This window comes from Pseudomonas sp. GOM6 (assembly GCF_029537485.1).
Taxonomy (GTDB): Bacteria; Pseudomonadota; Gammaproteobacteria; order Pseudomonadales; family Pseudomonadaceae; genus Aquipseudomonas.
This window is the reverse complement of the sequence record NZ_JARPUS010000001.1, coordinates 350,635-367,602: the sequence shown is the minus strand read 5'-3', so window position 1 is coordinate 367,602 and position 16,968 is coordinate 350,635. Positions and strand designations below refer to the sequence as shown.

At 63.4% G+C, this 16,968-nt stretch carries 19 protein-coding genes; 11 read left to right on the top strand and 8 right to left on the bottom strand.

Features of this window, described 5'->3' with window-relative positions:
• Positions 1-9: 9 nt before the first annotated feature.
• From P7A97_RS01780 to pilG, 5 genes are all read right to left on the bottom strand, one after another.
• Positions 10-873: a CheR family methyltransferase gene (locus P7A97_RS01780; RefSeq protein WP_277688373.1), complete on the bottom strand. Its 864-nt coding sequence runs from the start codon at positions 871-873 to the stop codon at positions 10-12.
• A 68-nt stretch (positions 874-941) separates the two neighbouring features.
• On the bottom strand, positions 942-2,984 hold the full coding sequence (locus P7A97_RS01775; RefSeq protein ID WP_277688206.1) for a methyl-accepting chemotaxis protein: 2,043 nt from the start codon (positions 2,982-2,984) through the stop codon (positions 942-944).
• Between the two features lie 87 nt (positions 2,985-3,071).
• Positions 3,072-3,608, bottom strand: coding sequence for a chemotaxis protein CheW (locus P7A97_RS01770; protein WP_277688205.1), 537 nt, complete (start codon positions 3,606-3,608; stop codon positions 3,072-3,074).
• 49 nt (positions 3,609-3,657) lie between these two features.
• Complete coding sequence (gene pilH / locus P7A97_RS01765) at positions 3,658-4,023, bottom strand: twitching motility response regulator PilH (protein ID WP_277688204.1); 366 nt, start codon at positions 4,021-4,023, stop codon at positions 3,658-3,660.
• A gap of 45 nt (positions 4,024-4,068) precedes the next feature.
• Positions 4,069-4,476 (bottom strand): twitching motility response regulator PilG, encoded by a 408-nt coding sequence (gene pilG / locus P7A97_RS01760; protein ID WP_277688203.1) that lies wholly within the window; start codon positions 4,474-4,476, stop codon positions 4,069-4,071.
• 216 nt (positions 4,477-4,692) lie between these two features.
• Between pilG and gshB the strand changes: the two genes are divergently transcribed.
• The 7 genes from gshB (at position 4,693) to P7A97_RS01725 (ending at position 10,488) form a co-directional block, all read left to right on the top strand.
• Positions 4,693-5,652: a glutathione synthase gene (gshB, locus tag P7A97_RS01755; protein ID WP_277688202.1), complete on the top strand. Its 960-nt coding sequence runs from the start codon at positions 4,693-4,695 to the stop codon at positions 5,650-5,652.
• Between the two features lie 87 nt (positions 5,653-5,739).
• Complete coding sequence (locus P7A97_RS01750) at positions 5,740-6,636, top strand: energy transducer TonB (protein ID WP_277688201.1); 897 nt, start codon at positions 5,740-5,742, stop codon at positions 6,634-6,636.
• 50 nt (positions 6,637-6,686) lie between these two features.
• Positions 6,687-7,253, top strand: coding sequence for a YqgE/AlgH family protein (locus tag P7A97_RS01745; RefSeq protein WP_277688200.1), 567 nt, complete (start codon positions 6,687-6,689; stop codon positions 7,251-7,253).
• Positions 7,250-7,675, top strand: a complete 426-nt coding sequence (ruvX, locus tag P7A97_RS01740) for a Holliday junction resolvase RuvX (protein ID WP_277688199.1) — start codon at positions 7,250-7,252, stop codon at positions 7,673-7,675. The genes P7A97_RS01745 and ruvX overlap by 4 nt, the downstream gene beginning before the upstream one ends.
• 19 nt (positions 7,676-7,694) lie before the next feature.
• Positions 7,695-8,204, top strand: coding sequence for a bifunctional pyr operon transcriptional regulator/uracil phosphoribosyltransferase PyrR (gene pyrR, locus P7A97_RS01735; protein WP_277688198.1), 510 nt, complete (start codon positions 7,695-7,697; stop codon positions 8,202-8,204).
• Between the two features lie 11 nt (positions 8,205-8,215).
• Complete coding sequence (locus tag P7A97_RS01730; RefSeq protein ID WP_277688197.1) at positions 8,216-9,217, top strand: aspartate carbamoyltransferase catalytic subunit; 1,002 nt, start codon at positions 8,216-8,218, stop codon at positions 9,215-9,217.
• A complete protein-coding gene (locus P7A97_RS01725) occupies positions 9,217-10,488 on the top strand; it encodes a dihydroorotase (protein ID WP_277688196.1) in 1,272 nt (423 codons plus the stop codon). Before P7A97_RS01730 ends, P7A97_RS01725 begins: the two co-directional genes overlap by 1 nt.
• 52 nt (positions 10,489-10,540) lie before the next feature.
• Here P7A97_RS01725 and P7A97_RS01720 read toward each other — a convergent pair whose 3' ends face one another.
• Positions 10,541-10,939 carry a TM2 domain-containing protein gene (locus P7A97_RS01720; RefSeq protein ID WP_277688195.1) on the bottom strand — a complete coding sequence of 133 codons (399 nt, stop codon included), beginning with the start codon at positions 10,937-10,939 and terminating at the stop codon, positions 10,541-10,543.
• 150 nt (positions 10,940-11,089) lie between these two features.
• Here P7A97_RS01720 and P7A97_RS01715 point away from each other — a divergent pair, with 150 nt between their 5' ends.
• Together P7A97_RS01715 and P7A97_RS01710 are read left to right on the top strand one after the other, a co-directional pair.
• Positions 11,090-12,301 (top strand): putative DNA modification/repair radical SAM protein, encoded by a 1,212-nt coding sequence (locus tag P7A97_RS01715; RefSeq protein WP_277688194.1) that lies wholly within the window; start codon positions 11,090-11,092, stop codon positions 12,299-12,301.
• The gene (locus P7A97_RS01710) at positions 12,301-13,173 is read left to right on the top strand and encodes a TIGR03915 family putative DNA repair protein (protein WP_277688193.1); all 873 of its coding nucleotides are present in this window, start codon (positions 12,301-12,303) and stop codon (positions 13,171-13,173) included. The genes P7A97_RS01715 and P7A97_RS01710 overlap by 1 nt, the downstream gene beginning before the upstream one ends.
• On the opposite strand, the gene P7A97_RS01705 is transcribed toward P7A97_RS01710, so the two are convergent.
• Both P7A97_RS01705 and pilT read right to left on the bottom strand, forming a co-directional pair.
• A complete protein-coding gene (locus tag P7A97_RS01705; protein WP_277688192.1) occupies positions 13,139-14,284 on the bottom strand; it encodes a PilT/PilU family type 4a pilus ATPase in 1,146 nt (381 codons plus the stop codon). The two genes, P7A97_RS01710 and P7A97_RS01705, sit on opposite strands and share 35 nt — an antisense overlap.
• 51 nt (positions 14,285-14,335) lie before the next feature.
• Positions 14,336-15,370: a type IV pilus twitching motility protein PilT gene (pilT, locus tag P7A97_RS01700; RefSeq protein WP_277688191.1), complete on the bottom strand. Its 1,035-nt coding sequence runs from the start codon at positions 15,368-15,370 to the stop codon at positions 14,336-14,338.
• Between the two features lie 72 nt (positions 15,371-15,442).
• On the opposite strand from pilT, the gene P7A97_RS01695 reads away from it, so the two are divergent.
• Both P7A97_RS01695 and proC read left to right on the top strand, forming a co-directional pair.
• A complete protein-coding gene (locus P7A97_RS01695) occupies positions 15,443-16,144 on the top strand; it encodes a YggS family pyridoxal phosphate-dependent enzyme (RefSeq protein WP_277688190.1) in 702 nt (233 codons plus the stop codon).
• The gene (gene proC, locus P7A97_RS01690; RefSeq protein ID WP_277688189.1) at positions 16,141-16,959 is read left to right on the top strand and encodes a pyrroline-5-carboxylate reductase; all 819 of its coding nucleotides are present in this window, start codon (positions 16,141-16,143) and stop codon (positions 16,957-16,959) included. Before P7A97_RS01695 ends, proC begins: the two co-directional genes overlap by 4 nt.
• The last annotated feature ends 9 nt before the right edge of the window (positions 16,960-16,968 follow it).

The window sequence follows — 16,968 nt, the reverse complement described above, 5'->3', positions numbered from 1 at the left end:
TCATTCTTCTTAGCCCTTGCGGGTAAACGCCAGTACCCGCTCGTCAGCCACCGGTTCCAGCTCCGGGTGCTGCCAACCGACCACTTCACCGACACCGACCACCAGCATGCCCCCAGGCGCCAGGCGTTCAGCCAGGCGGTTGAGGATTTCGCGGCGACGCCAGCGGCGGAAATAGATCAGCAGGTTCTGGCAAAAAATTACGTCCATGCCGGCCTGTGGCGCCTTGGCCAGCTCCAGCACATTCAAACGGGCCACGCAGACTCGCGCGGCCAAATCCGGCACAACCTTGCACCGGCCATCTTCCTGGGCGACGAAATAACGCTCGCACAGGTCGGTATCCATCTGTTCCAGCTTGCGCGCCCCGTACACCGCTTCACGCGCCTTGCTCAACGCACTGAGGCTGATATCGGTGCCAGTCACACCAAACTGGCGGGCGCTCTCCAGTTCACGCAGCACCTCGGCAGCGCAGATGGCCATCGAGTACGGTTCTTCACCGCTGGAGCAACCCACGCTCCAAAGTGCCAGGGGCTGGGCCTGTTCGTCCGTGACCAAGCGCGCACGCAGATAACGCTGCAGAACATCAAACGATGGGCGATGACGGAAGAAGCGCGTTTCCTGAACGGTCAGCCGATCCAGCAGGGTCGACCACTCCACTGCGCCACGTGGACCGTCAGTCACCTGGCGGTAATAGCTGGAGTAGTCGGCCACATCCAGTTCGCGCATGCGCGCGCTCAGATTGGTCTGCAGAAACGCCCGGCGCTGTTCATTGATCACTACGCCGGTACGCTCTTCCAAGAGCGCCTGCCAATCGCGGAACTCCGTCGGCGACATCTCGGCCAGGGGTTTCAACGCCCAAGCGCCGCTTGGCTGCATGCCATGCCCCTCGTTCATGCGCGAGTGCCCTGGGCGGCGCCCCTCTCAGGACACCGCACCTCCGTTGATCAGGCCTGGCCTTCCGGCAGGGTGAAGCCGGATACCGAACGACGCATCTCGCTGGCCATCTTAGCCAGGTTACCGATGCTCTTGGCGGTAGCGGTGGTACCTGCGGAGGTCTGCGAGGTGATCTCCTGAATCACGTTCATGGTGTTGGAGATATGGCCGGCCGAGGAGGCCTGCTGACGGGCGGCGTTGGAGATGTTCTGGATCAGGGCCGCGAGGGTCTTGGATACCTTCTCGATCTCCTCCAGGGCCACACCGGCGTCCTGCGCCAGACGGGCACCACGTACCACCTCGGAGGTGGTTTGTTCCATGGAGATTACCGCTTCGTTGGTGTCGGTCTGAATCGTCTTAACCAGCGCCTCGATCTGCTTGGTCGCCGCCGAGGAACGTTCTGCGAGGCGTTGTACCTCGTCCGCTACCACGGCGAAGCCTCGACCGGCGTCACCGGCCATGGAGGCCTGGATCGCGGCGTTCAGTGCGAGGATGTTGGTCTGGTCGGCAATGTCGTTAATCAGGCTAACGATGTCACCGATCTCCTGGGACGACTCACCCAGACGCTTGATCCGCTTCGAAGTGTCCTGGATCTGCTCACGGATGTTATCCATGCCGGTGATGGTGTTGTGTACGACTTCGTTGCCCTTGTTGGCGATGGCTACGGAACGTTCCGCTACCGCGGAGGACTCCGCGGCGTTCGCCGATACCTGGTCAATCGACACGGCCATTTCGTTGATCGCCGCGGAGGCGCCGGCAATTTCCTGCGCCTGGTGCTCGGAGGCTTCGGCCAGGTGCATGGCAGTCGCCTGGGTTTCCTGGGCAGCGGCCGATACCTGTACGGCGGTCGAGTTAATGGTCGCGACCAGATCACGCAGCTGGTCGATGGAGTAGTTGATGGAGTCCGCGATGGCGCCGGTGAAGTCCTCGGTTACCGTTGCGGCCACCGTCAGGTCACCGTCCGCGAGGTCGGCGATTTCGTCGAGCAGTCGCAGAATCGCCGACTGGTTACGTTCGTTTTTCTCGGCGGTAGAGGCCAGACGGCGGTTGGTCTCGCGCACCATTACCAGGCCGATGAGGATGATCGCCGCCAGAGCGATGGCACCCAGCACATAACCGGCCAGAGTATTGAAGTAACGGCCGTCGGCCAGGTTCTCGAACTCGGAAGCCAGACCGGAGGACTTGTCCAGCAGGGTCTGCGAGCCGGTAAAGATGGTGTTGGCGGACTCACGCACCTGGAACAGCTCAGGCGAAGTTTCGAGAATCTCGTCCACCGAACCGGATACGAACTGGAACAGCTCGGAAATTTCCGCCAGACGCTCCAGGGCATCCACGTCGGTCACCGCCGTGATTTCCATGGCGGCATTGCCTTCGATCATCGCCTTGAGTACGCGACCGAACAGGCTGGCATCACGACCGAACATGTCGGCGGCCTGTACAGAGTCATCGTCACCGGCCAGCACCTTGTTCACCGAGCCGAGGATACGTTCGGCCAGCAACGACTGGCGCTGGGCCACGGACACCTGGGCGGCCGGCGCACCGCTTTGCAGCAGGATGTCGACCACTTCCTCGTACTCGACCTGCAGCTGCGGAATGGTTTCGGCCAGGGTTGCCGCAACCTGGTGCAGCGACAGAACGGTCTGCTCGCTGGCCAGAATGGCGTCGGCGTTCTGACGCAGGATATCCCAGTCCTTCTGCACCTCATCCATCTGCGGCTTGACCGACTCGGGAGCAGCCGGCAGACCGCTGGCCTCGTTACCGGAAGTCAGGAAACCCCAGCGCTCTTCGAAGTCGCGACGCGCTTCCTTGAGCAGCGGAAAGGCTTCGGCCTTACCGGTTGCCGCTTCCGTGGCGTTCTTTGCAATACGCTGAGACAGTACGCGCAATTCACCCGCGTGACTGATGTATTCCTTGTCGTAGCCGGATTGGGTGTTGAGGTAGGCGAAGTTGGCGAACAGCAACACAATGGAAATGATCAGGACCACGAAGAGTCCGGCGATCAGCGTGTTACTGCGCACACCTGCCAAGAGATTGCCTGCATCGATTTTTTTCATTTTTTTGGCCCCCGCCTGGACCTACCGCACTACGGTTCCCATATAACGCCAAAGGGCCGACAACTGCCGACCCAACCGAAAAACTGTTTATACCGCCACGTCAAGAAAGCCTTGGTGCTGCGCCAACGCATGCGGGCTGAACACCAGCCAGGGACGCTCACGCTGGAAAACCCCATGAATAAACGGCTGAATCGCCGCTTCCAGCGGTGGCAGCTGCTCGGCAAACGCATCCACTGGAAAGTGCTGCATGCCAAAGACTTCGTCGACCGTCAGGCCAGCGAAGACTTCGTTGTGATCGACCACAAGCACTCGGCGCTGTTTACGCAGCGGTGACAACTCACTACCGAAGAAGCCACACAGATCCATCACTGGCAACAACCGGCCACGCACATTGGCCACGCCCTTGACCCAGCTTTTGACGCCTGGCAGCAGGGTGTAACGCGGCTCATGCAGGACTTCACCCACCTCCCCCATGGGAGCCACAAAGTAGCGATCGCCCATGCGAAAGCCGATGCCGCTCCAGGTCTGCACTGCCTGTTGCTGCGACGGCAGACCGGCCGCCAACGCACGACAGCGCTGATCGAGAGCGACAAGAAGCTGGAAAGGAGATTGAGCGTCCGACATGCCGGCCTTGGTCTGTTCTTCTTATGTGGCTACGGACTGACGCGGCGTATCAGCCGGCCAGTACCGCATTGAGGGTTTTCATCAGGGTATCTTCATCCACCGGCTTGGTCAGGTAGTCGCGCGCGCCCTGACGCTTGCCCCAGACCTTATCGGTCTCCTGATCCTTGGTGGTGACGATGATCACCGGGATATGACTGGTTTCGGCATCCTTGGTCAGCTGACGCGTGGCCTGGAAGCCATTGAGGCCCGGCATGACGATATCCATCAATACTGCATCAGGCTTCTCCTGACGCGCCAGGGCAACACCATCGCCGCCATTTTCTGCCTTAAGCACCTGGTGACCATGCTTCTCAAGCATGGCGGTCAGCTTGTACATCTCGGTAGGCGAGTCATCAACAATCAGAATACGAGCCATGAGGTTCCCCGTTAGGAATAGGCGTCACCGGCTTGTGGCCGGAAATCAGGAGGCTTGCTCCACTGGGACGAATTGGGGCACATGCGCCTTGATGGCACCGAGCAGCTCTTCCTTGCTGAATGGCTTGGTCAGGTACTGGTCGGAACCGACGATGCGTCCCTTAGCCTTATCGAACAAACCGTCCTTGGAAGACAGCATGATCACCGGCGTGGATTTGAAAGCACTGTTGTTCTTGATCAGAGCGCAGGTCTGATAGCCGTCGAGACGCGGCATCATGATGTCAACGAAAATAATGCTCGGATGGGTATCGGCAATCTTGGCCAATGCATCGAAACCATCTACCGCGGTGATGACCTCGCAGCCCACCTTCTTCAGCAGAGTCTCGGCGGTACGGCGAATCGTCTTCGAATCGTCGATCACCATGACTCTCAACCCTTCGGAATGCTGTTCCATGTCTGCCCTACCATCGCCTCGGTAATTATTTTTTATCTACATCACAGTGTGGCTGAGGCCGTAACACTGACGGGCTGCGCCCCGATCGTCCGGACTTTTTAGCACACTCTACAGATGCAATCTATAAGCCCCTAATACTCGGGGTTTTTCTTGACCGAACCGGCCCTCAACGCCACCCTTGTGCCCTCTCCGACTCGCTGCCAGCAGGTTCCGCTCATGAGCATCCGCCTGGGGATCGTCATGGATCCCATCGCCCAGATCAACTTCAAGAAGGACAGTTCGCTGGCCATGCTTCTCGCCGCACAAGCCCGCGGCTGGTCACTCTTCTACATGGAGCAAAAAGACCTTTACCAAACGACTGGCGAGGCGCGTGCCCGCATGCGTCCGCTACGCGTCTTCGCGGACCCGCAGCACTGGTTCGAGCTGGATGACGAACAGGACAACCTACTGAGCGAGCTGGACGTGGTCCTGATGCGCAAGGATCCGCCCTTCGACATGGAGTTCGTCTACACCACCTACCTGCTGGAGCAGGCCGAGCGCGCTGGCACGTTGATCGTCAATCGCCCACAAAGCCTGCGCGACTGCAACGAAAAGCTGTTCGCCACCCAATTTCCCCAATGCATGCCACCAACCCTGGTCAGCCGCAGGCCGGACATTCTGCGCGAGTTCGCCGAAAAGCAGCGTGACATCATTCTCAAACCCCTGGATGGCATGGGCGGCGCCTCGATCTTTCGTCACCGCGCCGGCGACCCCAACTTGTCGGTGATCCTGGAAACCCTAACCGCCCATGGCACCCAGCAAATCATGGCCCAGGGCTATCTGCCGGCCATCGTCGATGGCGACAAACGTATCCTGATGATCGACGGCGAACCGGTGCCCTACTGCCTGGCACGCATCCCGGCCCAGGGCGAGACCCGCGGCAACCTGGCCGCCGGCGGCCGCGGCGAAGCGCGCCCATTGACCGATCGGGATCGCGAGATCGCCGCGACCGTAGGCCCGACCCTGCGCGAGAAAGGGCTGCTGTTCGTCGGCCTGGACGTGATCGGCGACTACCTCACCGAGATCAACGTAACCAGCCCGACCTGCATCCGCGAGATCGACAAGGCCTACGACACCCGCATCGGCGAACACCTGATGGACGCCATCGAAACCAAGCTGCAGGCACGCAAAGCTTGATCCAGGTGGCAGCTTGGCGCTTGCGGCTTGCGAGTCGCCGCCCTGAGCCGGCAGACTGCGCGACACTCTGAAGCCAGCCAACGCCCGATGAACGCTGCCACCACCCTTCCTACCGAGCTTGCCAGTTCAGGCGTCCGCCCCGCGGACCGCCTGGGCTTCACCCTGCTGATCGCCACCCTGCTGCACCTGGCACTGATTCTCGGGGTCAGCTTCACCCTGGCCAAGCCCAGCGAGATCAGCAAGACCCTGGAGATCACCCTGTCCACCTTCAAGAGCGAGGAGAAGCCCAAGGAGGCCGACTTCCTCGCCCAGGACAACCAACAGGGCAGCGGCAGCCTGGAAGAAAAAGCCGCCCCCAAGACCACCGAGCAGGCACCCTTCCACGACACCCAGGTCAACAAGGTCACCCCCGCCGCCGCGCCCGCACCGAGCAAGCCCCAGGAAGCGCCCAAGGCGGCGCTGGCCACGCGCAGTCCGCAACAGCAGAAAACCCCGACCAAACGCGAAGAGAAACAGCCCGAGCCGGATGCTCGCCCAGCGCCGGTGTTCGACAGCTCCCAGCTGTCCATGGAAATCGCCAGCCTGGAAGCGCAACTGGCCCAGGAGCAACAGCAATACGCCAAGCGACCGAAGATCCTGCGCCTGAACGCCGCCTCGACCATGCGTGACAAGGGCGCCTGGTACAAGGACGACTGGCGCAAGAAGGTCGAGCGCGTCGGCAACCTCAACTACCCGGAAGAAGCTCGCCGCCAGCGGGTCTACGGCAATCTGCGCCTGCTGGTGTCGATCAACCGTGACGGCACCATCTACGAAGTACAGATCCTCGAATCCTCCGGCCAGCAGGTGCTGGATCAGGCCGCCCTGCGCATCGTGCGCCTGGCCGCGCCCTTCGCACCCTTCACCGGCGACCTGGCCGATATCGACCGCCTGGAGATCATCCGCACCTGGCGCTTCGAGCGCGGCGACCGCTTGTCCAGCAACTGAACCCTGCTTGGCGCTTGAAGCGGGCGTCAGCTGGGCGGAAACTATCGCCCATGAAAACTGCCGCCAGCTACCTCAAGCACCACTTCCTGATCGCCATGCCACACATGGCCGATCCGCACTTCGCGCAAACCGTCACCTACCTGGTCGAACACAACGAGCAAGGTGCCATGGGCCTGGTGATCAACCGCCCCAGCGGTCTCAACCTGGCCGACGTGATGGAGCAACTGCGTCCGGACGACACACCACCCGCCCTGTGCCAGAGCCTGCCGATATTCTCTGGCGGCCCGGTACAGACCGACCGCGGCTTCGTCCTGCACCCGACCGGGCATACCTATCAGGCCACCCTGGAACTGGGCGAGCTTGCGCTCTCCACGTCCCAGGATGTGCTATTTGCCATCGCTGACGGCCAGGGCCCCAACCAGCACCTGATCACCCTCGGCTACGCCGGCTGGGAAGCTGGCCAGCTGGAGCAGGAGCTGACAGACAACGCCTGGCTGACCTGTCCAGCCGACAGTGAAATCCTCTTCAGCATCCCCTTCGACCAGCGCCTCGCTGCTGCCGCCGCATCCCTGGGCATCAACCTCAGCCTGCTCAGCGCCCAGGCTGGCCACGCATGAGCGGCTCGCCACGCCTGCTGCTGGGCTTCGACTACGGCACCAAACAGATCGGCGTCGCCGTCGGCCAGGCCATCACCGGCCAGGCCCGCGAGCTCTGTGTGCTCAAGGCGCAGAACGGCGTACCGGACTGGAGCAAGGTCGAAGCCCTGATCAAGGAGTGGCAGCCGGACGCCATCGTCGTCGGCCTGCCACTGAACATGGACGGCACGAAAAGCGAGATGAGCGAGCGCGCCGAAAAATTCGCCCGCCGCCTCAACGGCCGCTACAACCTGCCGGTGCACACCCATGACGAACGCCTGACCACCTTCGAAGCCAAGGGCCAGCGCCTGAACCAGGGCCAGCGCGGTGGCTACCGCGAACGCCCGGTGGATGCCCTGGCTGCCGCCCTGCTGCTGGAAGGCTGGCTGGAACAGAACCTATAAATCCAATGCGAGGAACGCCATGACCCTGCCCGATCCCCAACAGCTGCTGCCACGCATGGCCGCCGACCTGCGCAGCCTGCTGGCACGCCGCGGCATCGCCCAGGCGCACTTCATCGGCATTCGCACCGGCGGTGTATGGGTCGCTGAAGCGCTGCTCAACGAACTCGACCTGGACCAACCGCTGGGCACCCTGGACGTCTCCTTCTATCGTGATGACTTCACCCAGAGCGGCCTGCACCCGCAGGTGCGCCCCTCGGCCCTGCCGTTCGAGATCGAAGGCCAGCACCTGGTGCTGATCGACGACGTACTGATGAGCGGGCGCACCATTCGCGCCGCCCTCAACGAACTGTTCGACTACGGCCGCCCGGCCAGCGTGACCCTGGTCAGCCTGCTTGACCTGGACGCCCGCGAGCTGCCGATCCACGCCGACGTGCTCGGTGCCAGCCTCGCCCTGGCGCCCCACGAGCGGGTAAAATTGTCCGGCCCTGCGCCGCTCGCCCTCGAGCTGCAAACCCTTACCGCTTCCTAAGGCCTGCCACCATGCCTACCGCCGCCTCGCGCTCGCTGCAGCTGAATGACCAAGGCCAGCTGCGCCATTTCCTCTCGCTCGACGGCCTGCCCCGCGAGCTGCTGACGGAAATTCTCGACACCGCCGACTCCTTCCTCGAAGTCGGCGCCCGCGCCGTGAAGAAAGTCCCGCTGCTGCGCGGCAAGACCGTGTGCAACGTGTTCTTCGAGAACTCCACGCGCACCCGCACCACCTTCGAGCTGGCCGCCCAGCGTCTGTCCGCCGACGTGATCAGCCTCAACGTGTCGACCAGCTCGACCAGCAAGGGCGAAACCCTGTTCGACACCCTGCGCAACCTGGAAGCCATGGCCGCCGACATCTTCGTCGTGCGCCACGCCGACTCCGGCGCCGCGCACTTCATCGCCGAGCACGTCTGTCCCAACCTGGCCATCATCAACGGCGGCGACGGCCGTCACGCGCACCCGACCCAGGGCATGCTCGACATGCTCACCATCCGCCGCCACAAGGGCAGCTTCGAGAACCTCTCGGTGGCCATCGTCGGCGACATCCTGCACTCGCGGGTGGCGCGCTCCAACATGCTGGCGCTGAAAACCCTGGGTTGCCCGGATATTCGCGTGATCGGCCCGAAGACCCTGCTGCCGATCGGCATCGAGCAGTACGGTGTCAGCGTCCATCATGACCTGACCGAAGGCCTCCGGGACGTCGATGTGGTGATCATGCTGCGCCTGCAGCGCGAGCGTATGCAGGGCGGCCTGCTGCCCAGCGAGGGCGAGTTCTACCGCCTCTACGGCCTCACCGAGCAGCGCCTCAAGCTGGCCAAGCCGGACGCCATCGTCATGCACCCCGGGCCGATCAACCGCGGCGTGGAAATCGAGTCAGCAGTGGCCGACGGCGAGCGCTCGGTAATCCTCAACCAGGTCACCTACGGTATCGCCATCCGCATGGCCGTACTGTCCATGGCCATGAGCGGCCAGACCACCCAGCGTCAACTCGATGCCGAGGAGCAGAACTGATGCGCACCCGTATCCTCGGAGCCCGAGTCATCGATCCCGCCAGCGGTCTGGACCAGGTTCGCGACCTCTACCTGGACGGCGGCAAGCTGGCTGCTTTCGATCAGGCACCGGCCGGCTTCAACGCCGACCGCGAGATCGACGCCCGCGGCCTGATCGCCACCCCCGGCCTGGTCGACCTCTCCGTCGCCCTGCGCGAGCCGGGTTACAGCCGCAAGGGCAGCATCGCCAGCGAGACCCTGGCGGCCGCGGCCGGCGGTGTCACCAGCCTGTGCTGCCCGCCGCTGACCAAGCCGGTGCTGGACACCTCGGCGGTGGCCGAGCTGATTCTCGATCGCGCCCAGGAAGCCGGGCACACCAAGGTCTTCCCCATCGGCGCCCTGACCAAAGGCCTGGCCGGCGAGCAACTTGCAGAGCTGGTCGCCCTGCGTGACGTCGGCTGCGTGGCCTTCGGCAACGGCCTGGCGCCGTTCGCCAACAACCGCAACCTGCGCCGCGCCATGGAGTACGCCGCCACCTTCGATCTGACCCTGGTATTCCACGCCCAGGACGCCGAGCTGGCCGAAGGCGGCCTGGCCCACGAGGGCCCGACGGCCAGCTTCCTCGGCCTGGCCGGCATCCCGGAAACCGCCGAGACCGTGGCGCTGGCCCGCGCCCTGCTGCTGGTCGAGCAGAGCGGCGTGCGCGCCCACTTCAGCCAGCTGACCAGCGCCCGTGGTGCCGAGATGATTGCCCAGGCCCAGGCTCGCGGCCTGCCGGTCAGCGCCGACGTCGCAATGTATCAGCTGATCCTCACCGACGAGTCGCTGCTGGGCTTCTCCAGCCTGTATCACGTGCAGCCGCCGCTGCGCACCGCCTTCGACCGGGACGGCCTGCGCGAGGCAGTGAAGAACGGCGTGATCGGCGCCATCGCCAGCCACCACCAGCCCCACGAGGCGGATGCCAAACTGGCCCCCTTCGGCGCCACCGAACCGGGCATCAGCAGTGTCGAACTGTTGCTGCCGCTGGCACTGACCCTGGTGCAGGACGGCCTGCTCGACCTGCCGACCCTGCTGGCGCGCCTGACCAGCGGCCCGGCCAAGGCCCTGCGCCTGCCCGCCGGGCGCCTGGCCGTCGGCGCGCCAGCCGACATCACCCTGTTCGACAACGAAGGCCAGACCCTGGCCGGGGAAACCTGGCGCTCGAAAGGCAGCAACTGCCCGTTCATCGGTCACTGCCTGCCCGGCCAGGTGCGCTACACCCTGGTGGATGGGCGCATCAGCTACCAGGCCTGAACCCCAGCAACAAAAAAGCCCGCCAGTCGGCGGGCTTTTTCATGGGCGCAGATCAGGCGCGGGAAGCGTTCTTGATTGAAATCTGGGTATTCAGCGTCCAGAAGTCATACAGCACGCCAACCAGGAACAGCCCGCCAGTGAACAGGTAGATGATCCCGGTGATCCACTTGCCCTGGTACATGCGGTGCACGCCGAATACACCGAGGAAAGTGAGCAGAATCCAGGCCACGTTGTAATCGGTATCGCCCGCGGTGAAACGCAGGTCCGCCTCACGATCCATCGCCGGGATCAGGAACAGGTCGATGATCCAGCCGATGAAGAACAACCCCAGGGTGAAAAACCAGATAGTCCCGGTCACCGGCTTGCCGTAGTAGAAACGGTGGGCGCCAAGGAAGCCAAAGATCCAGAGCAGATAGCCAATAACCTTGCTGTGTGTGTCCTGTCGCTGCATGCGTGCCTCCTGCGATTAATGTCACTGTACTGACCGCGCACTCTACGCAAGGTTGCCCGCGCTGGCGAAAGCCTTTTGCGTTACAACTTCGGCCTTGCCGCCTTGCAATCACTCAAATACTGTATATAAAAACAGTACACGAGTGACGCCATGCAGCTGATCGACAAGCTCACCATTCTCGCCGATGCCGCCAAGTACGACGTGTCCTGCGCCAGCAGCGGCGCTCCCAAACGCAGCTCCAAGGGCAAGAGCGGACTGGGGGCAACCAACGGCATGGGCATCTGCCACAGTTTCACGCCGGACGGGCGCTGCGTGGCGCTGCTGAAGATACTGCTGACCAACTTCTGCCTGTACGACTGCCAGTACTGCGTCAACCGCCGCTCCAGCGACGTGCCACGCGCACGTTTCAGCCCCGAGGAGGTCGTCACCCTGACCCTCGACTTTTACCGGCGCAACTGCATCAGCGGCCTGTTCCTCAGCTCGGGCATCATCCGCTCTGCCGACTACACCATGGAACAGTTGGTGCGGGTGGCCAAGCTGCTGCGCGAGGAACACCAGTTCCGCGGCTACATCCATCTCAAGACCATTCCCGACGCCGACCCACTCCTGATCGCCGAGGCCGGTCGCTACGCCGACCGCCTCAGCGTCAACATCGAACTGCCCACCGAGAGCAGCCTGATCCGCCTGGCGCCGGAGAAGCAGGTGGGCACCATCAAGCAGGCCATGCAGTCGATCCACCTGGGCGAGAGCGAAGCGCGCGTGGAAAAACGCGCCCCGCGATTCGCCCCGGCGGGGCAAAGTACACAGATGATCGTCGGCGCCGACGCCACCGACGACAGCACCATCCTGCACACGGCGCAGTCGCTGTATGGCGCCTACCGCTTGCGCCGGGTCTACTACTCGGCGTTCAGCCCGATTCCGCATAGCCCCAAGAGCGTGCCGTTCGAAGCGCCGCCGCTGCTGCGCGAGCACCGCCTGTACCAGGCCGATTTCCTCCTGCGCGGCTACGGCTTCACGGCCGGCGAACTGCTCAGCGGCCCCGGCAACCTGGCGCTCGACATCGACCCCAAGCTGGCCTGGGCGCTGAATCATCGCGAGCATTTTCCCGTCGACCTCAACCGCGCCGAACCCGCCCTGATCGCGCGCGTGCCCGGCATCGGCGTGCTCAGCGCCAAGCGCCTGGTCGCACTGCGCCGACACAAGCGCATTCGCTACGAGGATGTCACCCGCCTGCGCTGCGCCCTGGACAAAGCCCGGCCCTTTATCGTTACCCAGGATTACCGGCCGCCGCTGCAGGAAAGTGAGTCGCACAACCTGCGCCTGCAACTGAGCGAGTCGCCGGCACAAATGGCGCTCTGGTAATGCACGCCGCCCACTTCGACGGCAGCTTTAGGGGTTGGCGCCAGGTCGCGCGCGAGTTGCTGGCACAGCACGTCGCGCCGCAGGCAATCACCTGGTGCGAGCAGGATGCGGACGACGATCTGTTCGCCCGCGCACACGCCCCCACTGAGCCGCCAGCAGCCAGCGCGCCGGTCAAGGTGCCGCGTCAGTTGCTGGAGTTGCTGGAGCAGGCCGCTCGCTATCGCTGCGCGGAGCGCTGGAGCCTGCTGTACCGAGTACTGTGGCGCGTCTGTCAGGGCGAACGGAACGCCATGCTGGCCGGTGATCCGGACGGCAGTGAACTGCACAGACGGCTCAAGGCCGTACGCCGCGAGGCGCATCACCTACATGCCTTTTTGCGTTTCCAGCCCTGCTCCGCCGAGAACAGCCCTGACTTCGTTGCCTGGCACGAGCCGGCCCACGACATCCTGCCCAGCGCCAGCATGCACTTTGCCGAGCGCATGGGCGCGCACAGCTGGCTGATCGCCACGCCACGCGATGGCGTGTACTGGGATGGCCAGCGCCTGCGACACGAACAACGCTGCCCACTGCAATGGCGGCAATGGGCCCAGATGCCCGACAACGAAGGTCAGCAGCTGTGGCTGACCTACTACGAAAGCACCTTCAACCCGTCGCGCCTGAATCGTGGCGTACTGGAGAACAATCTGCCGGTGCGTTTCTGGAAGAGCCTGCCGGAAGGGCCGCTCATACCGCAGTTGATGCAACGCGCCCGCAGCGGAGAGCAGCGCCACGGGCAGGCGCTGGCCGTTGGCTTGCGCGCCGGCAAGATCATTCGCCCGCGCGCGGAGGACGCCGGGGCTAGCGGAAGCGCCGCCCCGGATCTTCCTCGCTGACTTCCAGGCTGAGGCCCTGACTCATGCTGGTCAGGTGCTCTCCGTCGGTTTCCGACCCCAGCTTGATCATCAGGCGCAGGTCGTTGGCCGAGTCGGCATACAGCAGGGCGTCCTCGTAGGTGATCTCACCCTGGGTGTAGAGATTGTAAAGAGCCTGATCGAAGGTCTGCATGCCCAGCTCGGTCGAGCGTTTCATAAGGCCCTTGAGCTCGTGAATTTCGCCCTTGCGGATCAGGTCGGCAGCCAGCGGGGTGTTGATCAGCACCTCGATCACCGCCCGACGCCCCTTGCCATCCGGGGTCGGCACCAACTGCTGCGCGACGATGGCTTTGAGGTTGAGCGACAGGTCCATCCACACCTGGTTGTGCCGGTCCGGCGGGAAGAAGTTGATGATGCGGTCCAGCGCCTGGTTAGCGTTGTTGGCGTGCAGGGTGGCCAGTGCCAGGTGGCCGGTTTCGGCGAAAGCCACCGCGTAGTCCATGGTCTCGCGGGTACGGATCTCACCGATCAGGATTACATCCGGCGCCTGGCGCAGGGTGTTCTTCAGCGCCACCTCGAAGGACTCGGTGTCGATGCCGACTTCGCGCTGGGTGACGATGCAGTTCTGGTGTTGGTGGATGTACTCGATCGGGTCTTCGATGGAGATGATGTGGCCACTGGTGTTCTTGTTGCGGTAGCCGATCATCGCCGCCAGCGAGGTGGACTTACCGGTACCGGTGGCACCGACGAACAGCACCAGGCCGCGCTTGGTCAGTGCCAGCTTCTTTAGCACCTCGGGCAGTTTGAGATCATCGAGGGTCGGGATATTGGTCTCGATGCGGCGCAGCACCATGCCGGCCAGGTTGCGCTGGTAGAAGGCGCTGACCCGAAAGCGACCGACGCCGCGGGCGCTGATGGCGAAGTTACACTCGTGATTCTCGGTGAACTCGCGGCGCTGCTGCTCGTTCATCACCGAGTGCACGGTCTCGCGAGTCTGCTCCGGCGACATGGGGTTCTTGGTCACCGGCATGATCTTGCCGTTGACCTTCATCGACGGCGGCACGCCCGCCGTGATGAACAGGTCAGAACCACCCTTTTCCACCATCAGCCGCAACAGCTTTTCGAATTCCATCTATCCCGCCCGTATTGCTCGTGCATGGCCGCCTCGATGGCGGCCTCGTTATTAGAAGTTTTCCGGCGTCTTGGCTTTCTCGCGCGCACTTTCGCGACTGATCAGGCCCTTGCTCAGCAGATTCTTCAGGCAGCTGTCGAGGGTCTGCATGCCCAGCGAACCACCGGTCTGAATCGCAGAGTACATCTGCGCCACCTTGTCCTCACGGATCAGGTTACGGATCGCCGGCGTACCGATCATGATCTCGTGAGCCGCCACCCGGCCACCGCCGATTTTCTTCATCAGCGTCTGCGAGATCACCGCCTGCAGGGATTCGGAGAGCATGGAACGAACCATGGACTTCTCCTCGGCCGGGAACACGTCGACCACGCGGTCGATGGTCTTGGCCGCAGAGGTGGTGTGCAGGGTGCCGAATACCAGGTGACCGGTTTCCGCGGCGGTCAGCGCCAGGCGGATGGTCTCCAGGTCACGCATCTCACCGACCAGGATGATGTCCGGGTCTTCCCGCAGCGCCGAGCGCAGGGCTTCGGAGAAGCCGTGGGTGTCGCGGTGCACCTCACGCTGGTTGACCAGGCACTTTTTCGATTCGTGGACGAATTCGATCGGGTCTTCGATGGTGAGGATGTGGTGATATTTGTTGTTGTTCAGGTAGTCGAGCATCGCCGCCAGGGTGGTCGACTTGCCCGAACCGGTCGGGCCGGTGACCAGCACCAGGCCACGCGGTACATCGGTGATTTTCTTGAACACCTCGCCCATACCGAGGTCTTCCATGCTCAGGACCTTGGAAGGAATGGTCCGGAACACGGCGCCGGCGCCGCGATTCTGGTTGAAGGCGTTGACCCGGAAACGCGCCACGCCAGGGACTTCGAAGGAGAAGTCGGTTTCTAGGAACTCCTCGTAATCCTTGCGCTGCTTGTCGTTCATGATGTCGTAGATCAGCGCGTGGACCTGTTTGTGGTCCATCGGCGGCAAGTTGATCCGCCGTACATCACCATCGACACGAATCATCGGCGGCAGACCCGCCGAGAGGTGCAGGTCCGACGCGCCTTGCTTGGCGCTGAAGGCGAGCAGCTCGGTAATATCCATGGGACTCCCCAATCACATGCAAGCAGGTAGAATGCCGCAGACCCCTGATGGGCGGGCTTAAGAGCGCAAGTAATGTCCACGATAGCAGAGAATATTGCAAAGGTTCGCGCGCGTATCCGTGAGGCGGCGCAAGCCTCGCAGCGCGATTCGGCGGCAATCGGGCTGCTCGCCGTGAGCAAGACCAAACCTGCCGCTGCCATTCGCGAGGCGTTCGCCAGCGGTCAGCGCGACTTCGGTGAAAACTACCTGCAGGAAGCACTGGGCAAGCAGGCCGAGTTGAGCGACCTGGACTTGATCTGGCACTTCATCGGCCCCATTCAATCGAACAAGACCAGACCGCTGGCCGAACACTTCGACTGGGTCCACTCGGTGGATCGCCTGAAGATCGCCCAGCGCCTGTCCGAACAACGTCCGGCGCACCTGCCACCGCTGAATATCTGCCTGCAGGTCAATGTCAGCGGCGAGACCAGCAAGTCTGGCTGCACGCCCGAGGAACTACCGGCGCTGGCCCGCGCCGTGACACAACTGCCGCACCTGAAACTACGTGGACTGATGACCATCCCCGAGCCAACGGAAGACCCCGTCGCCCAGCGTGTGCCATTGGCGCAACTGCGTGAATTGCGCGATGGCCTGGGGATGGACCTCGACTGCCTGTCGATGGGCATGAGCCAAGATCTGGAGGCCGCCGTGGCCGAAGGCGCTACCTGGGTGCGCATCGGATCGGCGCTGTTTGGTGCGCGCGATTACCCAGTTAATAAAGGAAGCGAATCATGAGCCACCCGCGCATCGCCTTCATCGGCGCCGGAAACATGGCCACCAGCCTGATCGGCGGCCTGCTGGCCCAGGGCATTCCGGCCAGCCATATCCGCGCAAGCGAACCAGGCGCCGAGCAGCGCACCAAGGTCGCAGACGAATACGGCATCGCAGTCTTCGAGAACAATGCCGACGCCGTGAGCGGCGCCGACGTGGTGGTGCTGGCGACAAAGCCGCAGGTGCTCAAGGGCGTATGCCAGGCCCTTGCCCCCAGCCTGCAGCCGCAACAACTGATCGTCTCCATCGCCGCCGGCATCACCTGCGCCAGCCTGAGCGCCTGGCTCGGCGACCTGGCCATCGTGCGCTGCATGCCCAACACTCCAGCCCTGCTGCGCCAGGGTGTGAGCGGCCTGTATGCCAACGCGAAAGTCTCTGCCGCACAGCGCCAGCAAGCCGAACAGCTGCTTAGCGCCGTCGGCCTGGCCCTGTGGCTGGATGAGGAGCAACTGATCGATGCCGTCACCGCCGTTTCCGGCAGCGGCCCGGCCTACTTCTTCCTGTTGATCGAGGCGATGACCGCCGCCGGCGAGCAACTCGGCCTGCCCCGCGCGATCGCCGCCCAGCTGACGCTGCAGACCGCCCTGGGCGCCGCACGCATGGCCACCGAGAGCGATGTCGATGCCGCCGAGCTGCGCCGCCGGGTGACTTCGCCCAACGGCACCACCGAAGCGGCGATCAAGAGTTTCCAGGCCGGTGGCTTCGAAACCCTGGTGCAACAGGCACTGGATGCCGCCGCCAAACGCTCCGCCGAACTCGCCGAACAACTGGGCCAATAAGGAATCCCC

Excerpts from the sequence above, each read along its gene's own strand:
- pilG (WP_277688203.1), bottom strand. The coding sequence starts at position 4,476 with ATGGAACAGCATTCCGAAGGGTTGAGAGTCATGGTGATCGACGATTCG.
- ruvX (WP_277688199.1), top strand. The coding sequence starts at position 7,250 with ATGAGCGGCTCGCCACGCCTGCTGCTGGGCTTCGACTACGGCACCAAA.
- P7A97_RS01745 (WP_277688200.1), top strand. The coding sequence starts at position 6,687 with ATGAAAACTGCCGCCAGCTACCTCAAGCACCACTTCCTGATCGCCATG.
- pilT (WP_277688191.1), bottom strand. The coding sequence starts at position 15,370 with ATGGATATTACCGAGCTGCTCGCCTTCAGCGCCAAGCAAGGCGCGTCG.
- pilH (WP_277688204.1), bottom strand. The coding sequence starts at position 4,023 with ATGGCTCGTATTCTGATTGTTGATGACTCGCCTACCGAGATGTACAAG.
- pyrR (WP_277688198.1), top strand. The coding sequence starts at position 7,695 with ATGACCCTGCCCGATCCCCAACAGCTGCTGCCACGCATGGCCGCCGAC.
- P7A97_RS01730 (WP_277688197.1), top strand. The coding sequence starts at position 8,216 with ATGCCTACCGCCGCCTCGCGCTCGCTGCAGCTGAATGACCAAGGCCAG.
- P7A97_RS01710 (WP_277688193.1), top strand. The coding sequence starts at position 12,301 with ATGCACGCCGCCCACTTCGACGGCAGCTTTAGGGGTTGGCGCCAGGTC.
- P7A97_RS01780 (WP_277688373.1), bottom strand. The coding sequence starts at position 873 with ATGCAGCCAAGCGGCGCTTGGGCGTTGAAACCCCTGGCCGAGATGTCG.
- gshB (WP_277688202.1), top strand. The coding sequence starts at position 4,693 with ATGAGCATCCGCCTGGGGATCGTCATGGATCCCATCGCCCAGATCAAC.
- P7A97_RS01750 (WP_277688201.1), top strand. The coding sequence starts at position 5,740 with ATGAACGCTGCCACCACCCTTCCTACCGAGCTTGCCAGTTCAGGCGTC.
- P7A97_RS01715 (WP_277688194.1), top strand. The coding sequence starts at position 11,090 with ATGCAGCTGATCGACAAGCTCACCATTCTCGCCGATGCCGCCAAGTAC.
- P7A97_RS01770 (WP_277688205.1), bottom strand. The coding sequence starts at position 3,608 with ATGTCGGACGCTCAATCTCCTTTCCAGCTTCTTGTCGCTCTCGATCAG.
- P7A97_RS01695 (WP_277688190.1), top strand. The coding sequence starts at position 15,443 with ATGTCCACGATAGCAGAGAATATTGCAAAGGTTCGCGCGCGTATCCGT.
- P7A97_RS01775 (WP_277688206.1), bottom strand. The coding sequence starts at position 2,984 with ATGAAAAAAATCGATGCAGGCAATCTCTTGGCAGGTGTGCGCAGTAAC.
- P7A97_RS01720 (WP_277688195.1), bottom strand. The coding sequence starts at position 10,939 with ATGCAGCGACAGGACACACACAGCAAGGTTATTGGCTATCTGCTCTGG.
- P7A97_RS01725 (WP_277688196.1), top strand. The coding sequence starts at position 9,217 with ATGCGCACCCGTATCCTCGGAGCCCGAGTCATCGATCCCGCCAGCGGT.
- P7A97_RS01705 (WP_277688192.1), bottom strand. The coding sequence starts at position 14,284 with ATGGAATTCGAAAAGCTGTTGCGGCTGATGGTGGAAAAGGGTGGTTCT.
- proC (WP_277688189.1), top strand. The coding sequence starts at position 16,141 with ATGAGCCACCCGCGCATCGCCTTCATCGGCGCCGGAAACATGGCCACC.